We start from the raw sequence: 15742 nt of genomic DNA, 5'->3' as shown, positions 1-15742 counted from the left end.
ATTTTTTATTGGAGGTCATATGTTGAATATGGTTAAGAATGCTTCTGTTCAAGCCACGGATATATATAAGGATCCATATGGATACACATATTCTGAAATGGTTGGTGTATTGGGAGAAGTTGAGGCGGATAAGTTTTATCGCGAATTATACTCCGGTCCCCAAAGTAGTAACAAGTATAAAACGATAACTATCAAAGAAATCTTTCGTGGTCCGGATACTCAGAAATATGCTTTTGAATTGTCAGATGGCTATTGCATTGAAACGGTAAGCATTAAAAGAAAAACTGGTACTACTGTATGCGTGAGCACCATGATAGGTTGCCCTGTTGGGTGCATCTTTTGCGCCTCTGGTGAAAATGGATTTGTCAGAAATCTAACACCATCTGAAATAGTTCAACAAGTAATACTAATAAATGGTAGAGTAAATAGGATTGTATTCATGGGCATGGGAGAACCTCTGTTCAATTATGATAACGTGATAAAGTCCATTCATATATTAAGAGACCGCAAAGGACTTGATTTTCCAACAGATGGTATAACAATATCAACAACGGGACCGCTCCCTCAGATGAAGAAGTTGAGAGAAGAACATTTAAAAATCCAACTTACGTTATCCCTGCATGCCACGAATCAGCATGTAAGGGACTATATCATGCCGCATATGAAAGGGTATGATATAAATGAAGTAGTTCAATCAGTACTCTCATATTCAGAAAGACATAATCGTAGCGTTACTATAGCATATTTGCTTATACCGGGTGTAAATGATCGTGCGAATGATGTAAAACAGTTGGGAAGATGGTTTCGTGACAAAAATGTATTGATTAATCTTTTACAATACAATGAAACGGATTGTAAAGCAGTTCGAAGACCAAACAAACAGGAACTCGTTGCATTTCGTGATAAGTTAAATAAGGTGGGACTTACTGTGAAAATCAGAGAATCCCGAGGTGGCAATATAAAAGCTGCATGTGGTCAATTGGTAAGTAGATTAAATAACCGCAATATGAGTGCACCCAAGAAAAAAGGAGCTTCGGAATTGGATACAGGTTCGTCGAACAATGCTGGATCTTCGAGTAGATTGAAGCCAAGTAAGAGACGTTATGTAAACAATAAAAGCAAGAATGGAAAAAAGGGTTCATCGCATAAATAAGAGCATGTCGGAGTGTGATATAGTATTTGCGTTCACTGATCTGCATGAACTTCACAAATGGAGGCTCGATTATGAATGAATTTGTTGATATGCATGTCCATTCAAAATTCTCAATTGATGGAATGTCTACGATGGAGGATTATTGTCTGATTGCCGGCAAAACGGGTACAAGAGTTATTTGTTTTACTGAACATGTGGATTTTAATTCAGCGGAAAAGAATCTTTCAATTGTTAAGGATAACAGAAAACAGAACTTTGTTGTTGATGATTATTTCCGTGAAATAAACCGCTTGCGAAAAAAATACGGTTCGTTAACTTTGCTAAGTGGAATTGAGTTTTCGGAACCTAGCTTGTTTCCAGAAGAGTTTGCCTTATATAGTTCATATCCTTTCGACTGTATAACGGCCGGGATACATCACTGCTATAATTCAGTCTTTCCAGGAGCGGGAAATTTGTCTGTATCAAAAGCAATATATGAGTACTATCAAATAATGCAAAAAACAGTCGAGCTCGGGGGCTTTCAAGTGCTGGCCCACTTGGATTTCCCTAAATTATTTTTTGACAAATGGGTTATTGACGACGATGTACTGGATATGATTCTTTCAACAATGATTGATAAGAATATTTTGTTGGAAGTAAATACTTCTTCTCTTAATGATTCATGCGATGAACCAATGCCATCATACTCTGTTATAAACAGATATGTTCAGCTTGGTGGCAATAAAATTGTTATTGGTTCTGATGCTCACAGTTCAGATAGGTTGTCCGGTCATTTTAGAGATGTTGTACCGCGTTTGCCTAATAGAATTCAAATAGGCTATTTTAGGGAAAGGAAGTTTATCCCGGTGTTAATGGATTGATGTGCTAGGCTTCAATAAGCACATCCGAATATGGGTGTTTGCTTAAGCCTGAAAAGCATTAAATTCAATGTAAAAGAGGAATCATCGATAATGAAAGCAGACGAAACTAAAAGAAAAAGAGAAATATTATTGGGAATTAACCCGTGTAATACGGGTTAAACTACCATGATCCTGCTGTTGTCGTGTTGATTGATGGTAGGGTAGTTTGAAGTGTACCCCTTGTCAAGGACAACTTTGATTTTTAGGGGTGTCAGATGACGCCACCTGTGTTAATGTGTAACTGCTTTACCGATATGGAGGATAGTGCAACGCTGGGGAGCGACACGAGCGCCATATCGGGTTTGCGAGAGGCAGTGCACATGTACTGCCTTTTTTATTGCTTCCGCAGGAAGGCATGCATTGCCTCTTGGAAACCAAAGCGATAAACCCACCTTGGAGAAGCTGGCGGTATACCATTGTGGTTATACTTGACTTGCTTTTGTTCCGGGGCTTTGCCCCGGAAGCCGGGCGGGGAAGGGCGGCGGCGTTTGAGCCGGGTACAATCCTGGAGGGATATCAGTTTCCCCGTTCTGCAGAAAACTATTGGAGAGGCTGGTATCAATTCCCTGATATTTGTGTACCATCGCTTCCAGGCACTTTGCAGGGAAGAGGATATTTTCCGGTTTCCAGGTACGTGTAGTATTCCTTCGGTGACAATTTAAGAAGGTCCCACTGGTACCGATCATTATTATAGTAATCCATCCAGTCATCCAGGACAGGCAGGACGGCCTCGAAGGACTCGCAGTCAGAAATCAGTTCTCTGATCTCGTCCTTCATATGTCCGAAAAAGCTTTCCTGAGGTGCGTTATCCCAGCAGTTACCACGCCGGGACATAGACTGCACGAACTCGGAATCCTTCAGCTTCTGAATAAATGCATAGCTGGTATAATGGCAGCCTTGATCTGAATGCACTATGGTTGTGTTGTCCAGGGTACTCCCCTGCTTTTCTCTGAGCTGATCAACTGTTTCGAGAACAAAATCCACCTTGAGGCTGAGGCTTACGCGATAAGCCAGCACTTCATGCGTAAACGCGTCCAGGATCGTAGACAGGTAACACTTCCCGGTTGCAAAGAACAGGTAAGTGATGTCTGTCAGAAGAACCTTCCGAGGTTCTTTCCTGAAGTCACGATTTACTATATTCGGAGCAACATTACTTGTTGCAAGAGCCTTTGCCATACGCCTGTAGGGGTTGGCTTTACGAATCGGGCAGGCCAAGCTGTATTTTTTCATCAGTCTCCGGATCTTCTTGATATTCATGATGATCCCCTGATGCAACAGACGCATGTAGATGCTTTTGGCACCTTTTTTGTAACCGCGGAAACGATATGCCTCCAGGATCAGGACAAAGTCAGCCTGATCACGGGATTCGCGCTTTTGTCTGGCCGGGGCCGCTTTCATCCAGGCATAGAAACCTGATCGTGAAACTCCGGCAATTTCGCACATGAAGGATATGCTAAGGACATTATTATCCTGCTGAATGGCTTCATATATGAGCGCAAATTTTACTTCGGCTGGTGCCTGGATTCCCATTGTCTCCGCGCCTCCATATCTGCCATTTGCAGTTTTTTTAAGAATTCAACCTCCTGTCGTGTATAGGCAAGTTCATGCTCCAGCTGTTTGATCCGGCTTTCGACAGTTTCATCTTCCGATTTCGGAGGCCGCCGATAATTGTTCTGCCGGTTATCGGAAAAACCTGTATCACGCTTTGCCTGTACATTAACCGTGTGGCAGAAACCGCTGATCCTGCTTTCTCCGAGAACATCAGGGTCGATACCGCATTCAAGGAAGATGCTCCGTACAGTCATGCCGGACGTATGCTTCTGGTAAAAGTATCGTTTGAACTCTTCTGTAAAACGGACAGAATTCTGTGTGGCACTCTTCACGTAGCGGTTCTTTAGCAGTTGGATCACCTGCTCAGGGGTAAGTGGATTCTTATGAGTTTTTTTCACTGTAATCCAATCCTTTCTGTTACCTTGACGATTGGATACAGCTTACCATAAAAACCGTTATAGTAGTGTCCACCGAATGGGGTTTCACCCTAAAAATACTGTCCATAAAATGGGGAGGCCCAAAAATATCGGTGTCCATTCTACAGGGTACAGTTTAGCCAGCAGTTCTGGCGATAAAGGTCATTCACGACCGCAACCAAATATTGTATAATGTCCATGAGCAATATCACCTCTTTCTAATGTTGGTTTGGCGATTGACATTATACACAAAAGTAGGGGGTATTGCTCTTTTTATTTGCAAATCCTCCAAAATCAAGGGTTATACACAGTTATACAGAGGTTATACATTACACTACGCAGTACAGACAGGGAGTGAAGACATGATACCAGTATCCATTGAGGACGCGGACCGCATTCTGCGCGGAAAACTGATCGAAATCTGCGGCTTCGGAAGAGGCGTTCAGATCGGAAATGCCGTTGTGCCCGGTATCCTCCGGGATTTCGCGCACATGCTGCGCGCTGCGGACGGAGGCGGCGCGCAGGAGACTTACCGCACGGATGACGGACGTGCCGTGATCCGTCTCGCCGGGCGGATGGAAGAACGGCGTCCGCGGATCACGTCCATCGAAGTCTCCGGAAAGGAGCGTGAGGAGAGATGAGACCGGTTGATCTGATCACCGGGTTCCTCGGATCCGGCAAAACCACCTTCATCACCGCCTACGGGAAATACCTGATCCGTCAGGGCATTCGTCCCGGTTTCATCGAGAATGACTACGGTGCGGTGAACGTCGATATGCTGCTGCTCGAAAACGCCTTCGGGTCCGATGCGGACACGGAAATGATCATCGCGGAGGACCCGGAATGCCACCGGCGGCGCTTCAAGGCCAAGCTGATCACCTACGGCATGACCGGCGTCGGCCATGTGGTCGTGGAGCCGTCCGGTATCTACGACGCGGACGAATTCTTTGATGTGCTGCACGACGATCCGCTTGAGAGATGGTTTCAGCCGGGCAGCGTGCTCGCCATCGTCGACGCGCGCCTCAGCGCCCCTCTCTCAAAAGAGACCCGGTATCTGCTCGTCTCTCAGATCGCCGACGCCGGCGCGGTCATCCTCAGCCGGACGCAGGACGCCTCGGACGAAGAGATCCGCGGAACCGTCGACTGTCTGAACCGCGTCTGCGATGAATTTCAGTGCGGCCGGCATTTCGAACTCGGCAAAGATGTCGTCGCGAAGGACTGGCGTACGTTCACCGACGACGATTTCGAGGCCTTCCGGAGAGCGGGCTGCCGCATGACGGAGCATCTCCGGCTTCAGACAGCGAAGGACAATGACTTTTCCTCCGTCTACTGCATGAATCTGACACTCCTTCCCTCCGACCTCGCGCCGCTCGCCTCCTCCCTCTTCTCCGATCCGCTCTGCGGAACGGTCCTGCGGATCAAGGGCTTCACGAAGGGAACCGACGGGAGCTGGACCGAGCTCAACGCGACCCCGCGGGAGATCCGGACTTCCCCGTCCGCAGCCGGCCAGCAGGTGCTGATCATCATCGGCGAGAGTCTGGACAGGACGCGGATCGAATCTCACCTGCGTCCGTTCCGCCCGTAACCCGGGGGGCGGCACTTCGCCCCGAGCCGTTCCGTGCGGCCGCAGGAGTTCCGCCCGTGACCCGGAAGCGGCCCGGACTGCCTTTCCCGATCAGAGGATTCCTCCGGATTCAAAAGCCGCGGCCGTGATCGCGGTCCCGTCTGAAAAGAGGGCGGGGCCGGCTGTCCGGCCGGCTCCGCCCTCTTCCGATTCTGTTTATCCTGTCCTGTTCCCGTTCAGCACGTCAGCTCGCCGATCATGCCGCGGAGCACCTCGCAGGAAGCGTGGAACTTCGCCAGCTCCTGATCCGTCAGCGTAAGCGGCAGCGTGCGGACGACACCGTCCGCGCCGATGATGGACGGATTCCCCACATACAGCCCCGACTCTCCGTACTGGCCCGTCAGCCACGTGGATACGGTGTGAACGGAATCCTCGTTGCCCAGAATCGCCTTCGACAGCCGGGCCAGCGACATGCCGATCCCGTAGTAAGTCGCCCGCTTTGCCTTGATGATCTTGTACGCGGCCGTCCTCACCTCCGTCTCGATGTCCTCGAAGCGGTCGATCGGATACTTTCCGTTTGATTCGTCGCAGTACTCCAGCACCGGCTTGGTCGCCACATTGGCCTGGCTCCAAGGCACAAACTCGGAGTCCCCGTGCTCGCCGATCACATAGGCATGGATGTTCCGCGGGTCGACGTCGAGGAAATCGCCCAGCATATAGCGGAGCCGCGCGCTGTCCAGCGTCGTGCCGGAGCCGACCACGCGGTTCGGGTCGATGGGGCTTCCGCCGTGGGCCGTCAGATAATTCGTCGCCAGCCGGCGTACGATCTCGGTCATGATGTCCACCGGGTTCGTCGCGATCAGGAACACGCCGCTGAACCCGGACTCGAGCACCGGCTCGACGATGGACTGGAAAACCTTCGTGTTGGTCGCCAGCAGATCGCGTCTCGACTGACCCGGCTTCTGGGCGACGCCAGCGCAGATCGTCACGATGTCCGCATCCCGGCAGTCGCTGTAGTCGCCGTGCCAGATCTTCATGTGCCCGTTGGAGAAGGCAAGCGAATGATTGAGGTCCATCGCCTCGCCCTCCGCCTTCTCCTGCACATAGTCAATCAGCGCCAGCTCATCGCAGGTATTCTGATTCAGCATCGCGTAGGCATAGCTCATGCCCACCATACCGCAGCCGACCAGCACCACTCTCTTCTGCTCTTCGCTCATGATAACCGTCCTTTCTGAAACCTGAAACAACTGTGGCTGTCACAGCAGATATTCCGCCAGACATCTGAACAGCGTCTCCTGATCCACCGGCTTAGAAAGGTGCGCGTTCATGCCGGCGGCAAGAGATTTCTCGATATCCTCGGCGAACGCGTTGGCTGACATGGCGATGATCGGAATATCCTTCGCGTCCGCGTGTTTCGAAGCCCGGATCCGGCGCACGGCGTCGAGCCCGTTCATGCGCGGCATCCGGATATCCATCAGAATCGCGTCATAGAAGCCGGAGCCCGCCGACTCGAACAGCGTGACCGCCTCCTCGCCGTTGACGGCATGCTCCACCCGGAAGCCGTGCGCCGCCAGCATATCCGCCGTCACCTCAGCGTTGATCTGGTTGTCCTCCACCAGAAGGATCCGGCGGCCCTGGAAATCGATGTCGATCGCCGACGGCTCCTCATTCTCCTTCGGCCCGCCCGTCTGTCCGTCCGGCAGCGCCAGACTGATCTCCACCGTGATCCGCGTGCCGACATGGACCTTTGAGTCCACCGTCATCGTGCCGCCCATCAGCTGGACGAGGTCAGACGTGATCGTCAGTCCGAGGGTATGCTCCACATCCGCGTTTTCGTCCGTCTGATACACATCGGTCAGATGCTGAAGCGCCTCCGGTTCATAACCCTCGCCGTTGTCGATCACCGCAAAGGTCAGATCCGCCGAATGATGTCCTTCCCGGGTCTGTCGGACATCCAGAATGATCTCCCCTCCCCGGCTGGTGTGGCTCAGCGCGCTTCCCAGCAGATTGGTCACGATCTGCCGGATGCGGCCCGCATCCCCCACATAGGCTTCACGCACCTTCGGGCTGACCCGGCATGTGAACGAGACACCGGCGGCCTTGCACCGGACGGAAAACAGATCCGCCGTCTCGCGGATCAGCGGGTCAAGCTGAAATTCCTTCGGGGAGAGCGCCAGACGTCCCGTCTCGAACATGGACAGATCCAGCAGGTCCGACATGATGTCGGAAATATAGCGGGTCGCCTCCCCGATCCGGCGAAGCTGCCCTCTCGTCGAGGCCGGAAGGCTGCCGCGCAGCGCAAGCTCCGTAAGCTCCGTGATCGCGTTCAGAGGCTCGCGAACCTCATGGCTGACCGTCATCAGAAGGCCCATCGCCCGTTTGGCGGCCGTGTCGTTCTCTCCGTTCATGATCCGTGTGTTGTCCGTTTCCATTTCACACTCCCTGCCTTTCCATGAATTCAGACGCCGTCTGCGGCTCGCCGTCCGCACGCGCATGCGTAAAAAACAAGACAAGAGACGGACGGCAGCTGCGGAGCGCGCGGGAACTGCCAGTTTCCGGCACGCTCAGGCCGTACTGTCCCGTAACTATATCATCCGGCCGGGCGGTTCTCCGGCGCCGTTCCCCTTTTTCTGGTTTTCCCCCGGGACAATCCGGTCCGGATCCATTTTCTTCGGATTTCTTTTAATTCCCGTGAGCAAGAAGAATCAGCAGTTCCGCGGTCTTTTCCATCTCCTGCACGGATGCGTATTCGTAAGGTCCGTGATAGTTGTAGCCGCCCGTACAGAGATTCGGGCAGGGGATGCCGCGGAAGCAGAGCGCCGCACCGTCCGTACCGCCCCGGATCGGCTCCGTGCGCGGCGTGACACCCAGAGAGGCAAGAGCCCGCTCCGCCTTCTCCACCAGATCCATATGATCTTTCATGATATCGAGCATGTTGTAATACTGGTCCCGGATCGTCAGCTCCACGACAGGCTGATGCCACATCTCGTTCATATAGGCGGCGATCCGGCGGAGCACTTCCTTTCTCTCCTCGAACCGGATCCGGTCATGGTCGCGGATGATGTACCTGAGCACGGCGTGATCCACACGGCCTTCCATCTCGTCGAGATGATAGAAGCCTTCGTATCCCTCTGTGTGCTCCGGCACCTCCGCCGGAGGCAGCATGGACGCGAACTGCATCGCCAGCGACGAGGCGTTGATCATCGTGTTCTTCGCGTCCCCGGTATGAACCGATTTGCCGTAGAAATCCGCTCTTGCGCCGGCGGCGTTGAAGCACTCGTACTCAATGACGCCCAGCTTACCGCCGTCCACCGTATAGGCTTCCTTCGCCGCGAACCGTTCCGGGTGAAAGAACTTCGTCCCGTCCCCGGTCTCCTCGTCGGGCGTGAAAGCGATCGCCACCGTGCGGTGCTTCTCCTTCGGGTGGGAAAGAAGGTACTCCGCGAGATTCATGATCTCCGCGATGCCCGCCTTGTCGTCCGCGCCGAGAAGCGTCGTCCCGTCGGTCGCGATCAGATCCTCGCCGATATGGTTCAGCAGCTCAGGGAACATCTTCTCGTCGAGCAGCCGGTCATGGCCGCTGTAATTCATGATGAATCGCGGCTTCACGTCCGCGCCGCCGGCTGCCGGCGACGTATCCATATGGGCGATGAAGCCGATCGCCGGCTCCTCTCCCGGAATCACCGCGTAGACATAGCAGTGCTCGTCGTCGAAATCGACCTGTGCGCCCATCGCCTCAAGCTCCCGCACCAGCAGGCGGGCGAGGTCGAACTGAGCGGCTGTGGACGGGGAAAGCCCCGTATCCTCGGCCGACTGTGTGTTGATCCGCACATAGCGCAGAAAACGCTCGATCAGCTTCTGATTCTGTATCATTCCGTCACCTCTGTCTTATAAAAAACACCCGTACAGGCTGATTATAGAAGGGGCGGATAAGCCTGTCAACGCGCCGCCGGTCCGGCCGTTTCCGCCTCCTGTCCGTCCCCGCCACTCAGGCAGGCCGGATCCCGGACCGCCGTTCCCGCCTTCTCCGCCGATCCGGCCAGTCCGAGCAGCACATCACGCCGGTTTCTGCGCGGGTCCTCCAGCACGGCATCGAGACAAAGTCCGAGAATCCGGCCGATCTCCGGCCCTCTGAACCCGGCCGCCTTCAGATCGTCGCCGCTGACCTCGAGCTCCCGGATCCGAAGGCAGTCCCCGTCGGCCAGAACCCGCCGGTAAATCTGATAGACAGCATCCAGCCGTTTCATCTTCCGGTCCAGATGGTAGCGGCTCTTCGCCATATTGTCAGCCCACTGAACCGCCAGATAATCCTCAAAATGCTCCGGTCCCACCGTCACCATCGCGCGGCGGACCGCCTGCGGCGTCGGCTCCGGCCTCATGTCATGCCAGCGGACCAGATTCACCACCTGCTTCCGGGTATCGTTGTCGAACCGGAGTCGGCGCAGGATGGCGTCTGCCATCTTCGCGCTGATGGCGGCATGTCCCTTGAAATGATCCCGTCCGGAGGCGTCCGTGGTTCTCGCCGCCGGCTTTCCCAGATCGTGCAGCAGCATGGTGAGTCGCAGCACCGGCTCCGCCGGCACCTCGCACATGGATCGGATGATATGGTCCCCCACGTTGTAGGCGTGATGCGGCGTATGCTGGGGCGTCCTCATGCAGACATCGAATTCGGGAAGGATCACCGCCGTGATCCCGAGTTCGTAGAAATCCCGGAACAGCTCCGGATGGAGAGCCGTGATCGTCTTCACCAGCTCTTCCCGGATCCGCTCCGCGCTGACAAGCCGCAGATGCTCCGCGTGGCGTCCGATCGCGTCCCGCGTCCGGGGCTCGAGCGCAAAGCCGAACCGTGCGGCGAAGCGCACCGCCCGCATGATGCGGAGCGCGTCCTCGTCGAAGCGCGCGTCCGGATCGCCGACGCAGCGGACGACGCGGCGCTGGATATCCTGCATGCCGCCGTAGAGATCCACGAGGCCCCGCTCATCGTTGTAGGCCATCGCATTGATCGTGAAATCCCGGCGCATCAGGTCGTCCCTCAGATTCGGGGTGAACGTCACCTGATCCGGATGGCGCCCGTCGGTGTAGCGGCCATCGATCCGGTAGGTCGTGACCTCGAAGCCTTCGTCGTCCAGCATGACCGTCACCGTGCCGTGCCGGATCCCCGTGTCGACGGTTCTTCGAAAGCAGGCCTTCACCTCCTCCGGCTTCGCGGACGTGGTGATGTCCCAGTCCTCCGGGGTGAGGGCCAGCACGGAATCTCTCACACAGCCGCCAACGGCATAGGCTTCAAACCCATGCCGCTGCAGAATGTCGATGATATATTCCACTTTCGGAGGCAATTTCAGACGCATCAATAAGCCCTGCCCCAGTATACGAGCTTCTTCGCCTTCCGGCCGCAGCAGACGCAGGCAGCTCCCTCCGGAGCGTCCCCGCCCTCCAGCGGAATGCAGCGGGAAGTCGCCCGCGTATCATCCTTGATTTTGTCCTCACAGGCGCGGTCGCCGCACCAATACGCTTTCACGAAGCCCGGCTTCGTCTCAATCGTGTCGCAGAACTCCCCGTAGCTGCCGGCCTCAGCCGTATGCGCGTCGCGGAAGGCCTTTGCGCGGCTGAACATCGTCTGGTGAATGTCCTCGAGAAGACGCGCCGCCTGCGCCGGCACATCGCGGATCGCGGTCTCGATCTTCTCCCGCGTGTCGCGGCGGACGAGGACGCAGGTTCCCTTCTCCACATCCTTCGGGCCGATCTCCACACGGATCGGGAAGCCGCGCATCTCCTGATCCGCAAACTTGTAGCCCGGCGAGCGGTCGGAGTCATCAAGCTTCACGCGGATCTCCGCCTTCTTAAGCGCCTCGGCAACGCCGCGGGCCGCTTCGAGCACGCCCTCCGCCTGCTGGCGGATCGGAATCACGACGACCTGCGTCGGCGCCACCTTCGGCGGAAGAACGAGCCCGTCGTCGTCACCGTGGACCATGATGATCGCACCGATCATCCGGGTCGTCATTCCCCATGAGGTCTGATAGACATACTTCAGTGTGTTGTCCTTATCCGTGTACTGGATGCCGAAGGCCCGGGCGAAGCCGTCGCCGAAGTTATGACTCGTGCCGCACTGCAGCGCCTGACCGTCATGCATCAGCGCCTCGATCGTGTAGGTGCGGATGGCGCCGGCGAACTTCTCCTTGTCGGTCTTCCGGCCGCGGACCACCGGAATCGCCAGATACTGCTCCGCGAAATCCGCGTACAGATTCAGCATCTGACGGGTGCGGGCCTCCGCCTCCTCCGCGGTCGCGTGGGCCGTATGGCCTTCCTGCCAGAGGAACTCACGGGAACGGAGGAAGGGACGGGTCGTCTTCTCCCAGCGGAGAACGGAGCACCACTGGTTGTACACCTTCGGAAGATCCCGGTAGGACTGGATATCCTTCGCGTAGAGATCACAGAACAGCGTCTCCGACGTCGGGCGGACGCACATCCGCTCCGGCAGTCTGTTGAGGCCGCCCTCCGTGACCCATGCCACCTCGGGCGCGAAGCCCTCCACATGTTCCTTCTCCTTGTCAAGCAGGGATTCCGGGATCAGCATCGGCAGATAGACGTTCTGGACGCCGGTCTCCTTGAAGCGCCGGTCCAGCTCCTTCTGAATATTTTCCCAGATGGCATAGCCGGCGGGCTTGAAGACCATGCAGCCCTTCACGGACGTGTAGCCGGTCAGCTCCGCCTTGCTCACCACGTCGGTATACCACTGTGCGAAATTCACATCGCGTGCCGTGATTGATTCTACGAGTTTTTTGTCCTTAGCCATTTGCGTTCTTACCCTTCTTCTGCCTGATTTCCTTACGGCCTTGCGGCCGCCGATTGCATTTACAGCGTGATGCGGATCTCTCTTCCGCTGCGGTGGTACTGGACCACGCGCACGCCCGCCGCCGCGAACATCCGCTTCGATGCCTGTACCGACGGGGTGTCGGCGTACTTGTCGCAGTCATAGACCACGGTCCGGATCCCCGCCTGAATGATCGCCTTCGCGCATTCGTTGCACGGGAAAAGCGTCACGTAAAGCTTCGCGCCCTCGAGACTCCCGCCTCTGTAGTTGAGAATCGCGTTCAGCTCGCTGTGCGTCGAATAGAAGTACTTGCTCTCGAGGTCCTCTCCCTCCCGGCTCCAGGGGAACTCGTCGTCCGAGACGCCGTTGGGGAAGCCGTTGTAGCCCATGCTCAGAATGCGGTTGCTCCTGCTTACGATGCAGGCGCCGACCTGCGTGTTCGGGTCCTTCGACCGCATGCTGCTCAGGTACGCGACGCCCATGAAATATTCATCCCAGCTGAGATAATCCTCTCTCTTCCCGCTCATGCCGCCTTCCGCCTCCGGTTTCTTACTTTGTCCCGAAAATACGGTCGCCCGCGTCGCCGAGACCCGGCACGATATAGCCGATCTCGTTCAGATGGTCGTCCAGCTCGCCGACCGTGATGTCCACGTCCGGATGCTCCTTCTGCAGCCGCTCAAGGCCCTGGGGCGCCGCGATGATGCAGAGGAAGCGGATATGCTGGCATCCGTGCTTCTTGAGCTGGGCGATCGCGTCGCAGGCCGATCCGCCCGTCGCCAGCATTGGATCCACGACGAAGACATCGCGCTTCTCGATGTCCGCCGGCAGCTTGCAGTAGTATTCCACCGGATTCAGCGTATCCGGATCCCGGTACATACCGATATGGCCGACCTTCGCGGAGGGAATCATCGCCTCCATGCCGGGCACCATACCGAGGCCCGCGCGGAGAATCGGCACGATCGCGAGCTTTTTGCCCGCGAGACGCTTCACCGTCGTGTTCGAGATCGGCGTCGTGATCTCCACGTTCTCGAGCTGCAGATCCCGCGTCGATTCGTAGCACTCCAGCATCGCGATCTCGGAAATCATCTCGCGGAACTCCTTCGTCCCGGTCCGCTCATCCCGGATGATGCCGATTTTATGCTTGATCAGCGGATGATCCATGATGATCAGTTTACCCATAAGAAGCCTCCTTCGTCTGTCTTTGTCTGCTGCCGTTGCCGGACGGCCGCTGCGCCCGGCAGATACGCCGTCTCACCCGTTTTCGTCCGCCCGGATCACCTGATGTCCGGCGGATTTCAGAAGACGGTTCATGATCGCCATCCCCATACGGGGCGTGTCGAACGATTCCGTGTACAGCACGTCCATCCCTTCGTCGTCAAAGGTGCGGAGCACCCGGAACAGATGACGGGCGATCGCCTCGTCGTCGCTCCGGCTCCCGATATCCAGCACGCTGTCCGCGTGGTAGCGGTTCTTCGTCTCGTCGGTGGCGATCACCCCGACGCGGCGGCCGGCCGCCATCTGCTCCAGCGAAAGCTCGTTGATCCTCCGGATCACGGCCTCCGTCGGGCCTTCAACGATTGTGAGCGGCGCTTTCGGCGCGTAGTGCCTGTAGCGCATGCCGGGCGCCTTCGGGCGCACATTCCGCTCCTCGCCTTCGCTGGTGATGCCGGGGTCAACCCGGACGTCGCCCAGAAGGTCCCGGAGCATCTCAAGACTGATGTAGCCGGGTCTTAAGATCACCGGAACATCCTCCGTGAAATCCACAATCGTCGATTCAAGGCCGATATTGACCTCCCCGCCGTCGAGGATCATGTCGATCCTGCCGTCAAGATCGTCGATCACATGCTGCGCGACGGTCGGCGACGGCCGGCCGCTGGTGTTGGCGCTGGGCGCCGCGATATAGCCGCCCGCGGCGCGGATCAGCGCGGCGGCCACCGGGTGGACCGGCATCCTCACCGCCACCGTATCGAGTCCGCCGCTCGTTTCATAAGGCACGAGATCCGTCTTGCCGAAGATCATCGTCAGCGGCCCCGGCCACCAGGCTTCCGCCAGCTTCTCCGCCAGCGGCGGCACTGACGTGACGATCGGCTCCAGATGGGCCATATCCGCGATATGGACGATCAGCGGATTGTCCGAAGGCCGCCCCTTCGCCGCGTAGATTTTTCTCGACGCCTCCGGGTTGAGCGCGTCTCCGCCCAGCCCGTAAACGGTTTCGGTGGGAAACGCGACCAGCCCGCCTCTCTTCAGAATCGCGCCGGCGCGCTCGATCGCCGCGCCGTCGATGGCCTCAGGAGCCACCCTGACAATTTCCGTTTTCATCAGGACAGCCGCTCCTTCTCATCCGCGCCGCCGTCCTCCGGTCCGGATGAAGCCGTTTCCGCGCCGGTGAGCGCTTCGTCTTCCGGGGTCTTTCCGTCCGCAGCCGTCCCGCCGGGGGCCGTTTCGCCCGATACGGCCGGCTCTTCCGTCTCCGGCGCAAGGGAGGCGGCTGTTTCCTCCGCCGCCCCGGATCCCGACGTCTCCTCCGCGTTCCCGGAAGGTCCGCCGTCCGCAGCCGCTCCCGCTTCTTTGTCCGAAGGCGCCTTGTCCGAAAACGCAGTAAAATCCTCCGGATCGTCGTCATCGTCGAGATCGCTCGCATTGATCGAGAAATGAAGCAGCTCGTCGAGATCGCTGTCGTCAAAGTCGTCGGCGTCCAGCGCGTCGTCCAGCAGCAGCTCCCGGTCCAGCCCGTCGTCCGTCTCCTCGTCGCCGTCCGTCAGATCGATGTCGTCAAGAGAAGCCGGCATGCTCTGGATGATCTCATGCACCTCCTTGTAGGACTGCATGAATTTTCTCTGCATCTGATTGAAGAGATCAACGATCTCGTTCATCTCGTCCTGCACTCTGAGATACTTTTTCTTCCCGTCCTGCAGCTTCGCATCGATCTCGCCCTGCACACCGGCGATCCGCCTTCTCGCTCTGGCGTCCGCGTCCGCCAGCACCTGATCCGCTTTCTCGTGAGCGTCCGCGACGATCTTGTCGCCCCGGACGCGTGATTCGTAGATCAGCTCCCCGATCTGGTTGTAGTTGTCGATATATTTCTGGTACTTTGTCCGGATCTCGTTCTCCAGACGGTCCAGCTGCTCATCCTTGAGGACGATGCGGCTCTTCAGCTCCGAGATCACCTTGTCCCGCTTCCGGATGTCCCGCTCCATCTGCAGGATCTGCTGGCCGTGCCGGCTCTGCTGATCGCGGATGTAAGCCAGCACCTCCTCCTTGTCGAATCCTCTGATGGCCTGCTTGAACATCATATCGTCCATCGTTTTACCGCTCCTTTCCCTGCACTCCGGGTTTTCCGGAAATCCG

At 56.5% G+C, this 15742-nt stretch carries 15 protein-coding genes; 4 read left to right on the top strand and 11 right to left on the bottom strand.

What is annotated here, in order from left to right:
* The first annotated feature begins 19 nt into the window (after positions 1-19).
* Together rlmN and G4C92_RS09685 are read left to right on the top strand one after the other, a co-directional pair.
* The gene (gene rlmN / locus G4C92_RS09690; RefSeq protein ID WP_274939662.1) at positions 20-1153 is read left to right on the top strand and encodes a 23S rRNA (adenine(2503)-C(2))-methyltransferase RlmN; all 1134 of its coding nucleotides are present in this window, start codon (positions 20-22) and stop codon (positions 1151-1153) included.
* Positions 1154-1224: 71 nt separating this feature from the next.
* The gene (locus tag G4C92_RS09685) at positions 1225-2013 is read left to right on the top strand and encodes a histidinol-phosphatase HisJ family protein (protein WP_009322360.1); all 789 of its coding nucleotides are present in this window, start codon (positions 1225-1227) and stop codon (positions 2011-2013) included.
* A 597-nt stretch (positions 2014-2610) separates the two neighbouring features.
* Here the strand turns inward: G4C92_RS09685 and G4C92_RS09680 are convergent.
* On the bottom strand, positions 2611-3582 hold the full coding sequence (locus G4C92_RS09680; protein WP_274939661.1) for an IS3 family transposase: 972 nt from the start codon (positions 3580-3582) through the stop codon (positions 2611-2613).
* On the bottom strand, positions 3555-3962 hold the full coding sequence (locus G4C92_RS09675) for an HTH domain-containing protein (protein ID WP_274939660.1): 408 nt from the start codon (positions 3960-3962) through the stop codon (positions 3555-3557). Before G4C92_RS09675 ends, G4C92_RS09680 begins: the two co-directional genes overlap by 28 nt.
* 419 nt (positions 3963-4381) lie before the next feature.
* On the opposite strand from G4C92_RS09675, the gene G4C92_RS09670 reads away from it, so the two are divergent.
* Together G4C92_RS09670 and G4C92_RS09665 are read left to right on the top strand one after the other, a co-directional pair.
* The gene (locus G4C92_RS09670; protein ID WP_274939659.1) at positions 4382-4660 is read left to right on the top strand and encodes a hypothetical protein; all 279 of its coding nucleotides are present in this window, start codon (positions 4382-4384) and stop codon (positions 4658-4660) included.
* Positions 4657-5604 carry a GTP-binding protein gene (locus tag G4C92_RS09665; RefSeq protein ID WP_274939658.1) on the top strand — a complete coding sequence of 316 codons (948 nt, stop codon included), beginning with the start codon at positions 4657-4659 and terminating at the stop codon, positions 5602-5604. Before G4C92_RS09670 ends, G4C92_RS09665 begins: the two co-directional genes overlap by 4 nt.
* Before the next feature lie 215 nt (positions 5605-5819).
* On the opposite strand, the gene G4C92_RS09660 is transcribed toward G4C92_RS09665, so the two are convergent.
* The 9 genes from G4C92_RS09660 to G4C92_RS09620 all read right to left on the bottom strand — a co-directional run bounded on the left by G4C92_RS09660 (position 5820) and on the right by G4C92_RS09620 (position 15696).
* Positions 5820-6800 (bottom strand): L-lactate dehydrogenase, encoded by a 981-nt coding sequence (locus G4C92_RS09660; protein ID WP_274939657.1) that lies wholly within the window; start codon positions 6798-6800, stop codon positions 5820-5822.
* A 39-nt stretch (positions 6801-6839) separates the two neighbouring features.
* A complete protein-coding gene (locus G4C92_RS09655; RefSeq protein ID WP_274939656.1) occupies positions 6840-8015 on the bottom strand; it encodes a response regulator in 1176 nt (391 codons plus the stop codon).
* 250 nt (positions 8016-8265) lie between these two features.
* Entirely contained in the window at positions 8266-9456 is a 1191-nt protein-coding gene (pepT, locus tag G4C92_RS09650) for a peptidase T (protein WP_274939655.1), read from the bottom strand.
* Between the two features lie 65 nt (positions 9457-9521).
* On the bottom strand, positions 9522-10931 hold the full coding sequence (locus tag G4C92_RS09645) for a CCA tRNA nucleotidyltransferase (protein WP_274939654.1): 1410 nt from the start codon (positions 10929-10931) through the stop codon (positions 9522-9524).
* Positions 10931-12376 (bottom strand): proline--tRNA ligase, encoded by a 1446-nt coding sequence (gene proS, locus G4C92_RS09640; RefSeq protein ID WP_274939653.1) that lies wholly within the window; start codon positions 12374-12376, stop codon positions 10931-10933. The genes G4C92_RS09645 and proS overlap by 1 nt, the downstream gene beginning before the upstream one ends.
* Positions 12377-12435: 59 nt before the next feature.
* Entirely contained in the window at positions 12436-12921 is a 486-nt protein-coding gene (locus tag G4C92_RS09635; protein WP_274939652.1) for a deoxycytidylate deaminase, read from the bottom strand.
* A gap of 22 nt (positions 12922-12943) precedes the next feature.
* Positions 12944-13573: a uracil phosphoribosyltransferase gene (gene upp / locus G4C92_RS09630; RefSeq protein WP_274939651.1), complete on the bottom strand. Its 630-nt coding sequence runs from the start codon at positions 13571-13573 to the stop codon at positions 12944-12946.
* A 72-nt stretch (positions 13574-13645) separates the two neighbouring features.
* Complete coding sequence (locus G4C92_RS09625; protein WP_274939650.1) at positions 13646-14713, bottom strand: L-threonylcarbamoyladenylate synthase; 1068 nt, start codon at positions 14711-14713, stop codon at positions 13646-13648.
* Complete coding sequence (locus tag G4C92_RS09620; protein WP_274939649.1) at positions 14713-15696, bottom strand: hypothetical protein; 984 nt, start codon at positions 15694-15696, stop codon at positions 14713-14715. Before G4C92_RS09620 ends, G4C92_RS09625 begins: the two co-directional genes overlap by 1 nt.
* Between the last annotated feature and the right edge of the window lie 46 nt (positions 15697-15742).

It is taken from the genome of Chordicoccus furentiruminis, assembly GCF_019355395.1.
GTDB lineage: Bacteria > Bacillota > Clostridia > Lachnospirales > Lachnospiraceae > Chordicoccus > Chordicoccus furentiruminis.
The sequence above is the reverse complement of the archived record's forward strand: the minus strand, read 5'-3'. Positions and strand labels throughout refer to the sequence as shown.

Coding starts and splice junctions, on each gene's coding strand:
- G4C92_RS09625 (WP_274939650.1), bottom strand. CDS start 14,713: ATGAAAACGGAAATTGTCAGGGTGGCTCCTGAGGCCATCGACGGCGCG.
- upp (WP_274939651.1), bottom strand. CDS start 13,573: ATGGGTAAACTGATCATCATGGATCATCCGCTGATCAAGCATAAAATC.
- G4C92_RS09655 (WP_274939656.1), bottom strand. CDS start 8,015: ATGGAAACGGACAACACACGGATCATGAACGGAGAGAACGACACGGCC.
- G4C92_RS09620 (WP_274939649.1), bottom strand. CDS start 15,696: ATGGACGATATGATGTTCAAGCAGGCCATCAGAGGATTCGACAAGGAG.
- G4C92_RS09645 (WP_274939654.1), bottom strand. CDS start 10,931: ATGCGTCTGAAATTGCCTCCGAAAGTGGAATATATCATCGACATTCTG.
- G4C92_RS09685 (WP_009322360.1), top strand. CDS start 1,225: ATGAATGAATTTGTTGATATGCATGTCCATTCAAAATTCTCAATTGAT.
- G4C92_RS09680 (WP_274939661.1), bottom strand. CDS start 3,582: ATGGGAATCCAGGCACCAGCCGAAGTAAAATTTGCGCTCATATATGAA.
- pepT (WP_274939655.1), bottom strand. CDS start 9,456: ATGATACAGAATCAGAAGCTGATCGAGCGTTTTCTGCGCTATGTGCGG.
- G4C92_RS09635 (WP_274939652.1), bottom strand. CDS start 12,921: ATGAGCGGGAAGAGAGAGGATTATCTCAGCTGGGATGAATATTTCATG.
- G4C92_RS09670 (WP_274939659.1), top strand. CDS start 4,382: ATGATACCAGTATCCATTGAGGACGCGGACCGCATTCTGCGCGGAAAA.
- G4C92_RS09660 (WP_274939657.1), bottom strand. CDS start 6,800: ATGAGCGAAGAGCAGAAGAGAGTGGTGCTGGTCGGCTGCGGTATGGTG.
- rlmN (WP_274939662.1), top strand. CDS start 20: ATGTTGAATATGGTTAAGAATGCTTCTGTTCAAGCCACGGATATATAT.
- proS (WP_274939653.1), bottom strand. CDS start 12,376: ATGGCTAAGGACAAAAAACTCGTAGAATCAATCACGGCACGCGATGTG.
- G4C92_RS09665 (WP_274939658.1), top strand. CDS start 4,657: ATGAGACCGGTTGATCTGATCACCGGGTTCCTCGGATCCGGCAAAACC.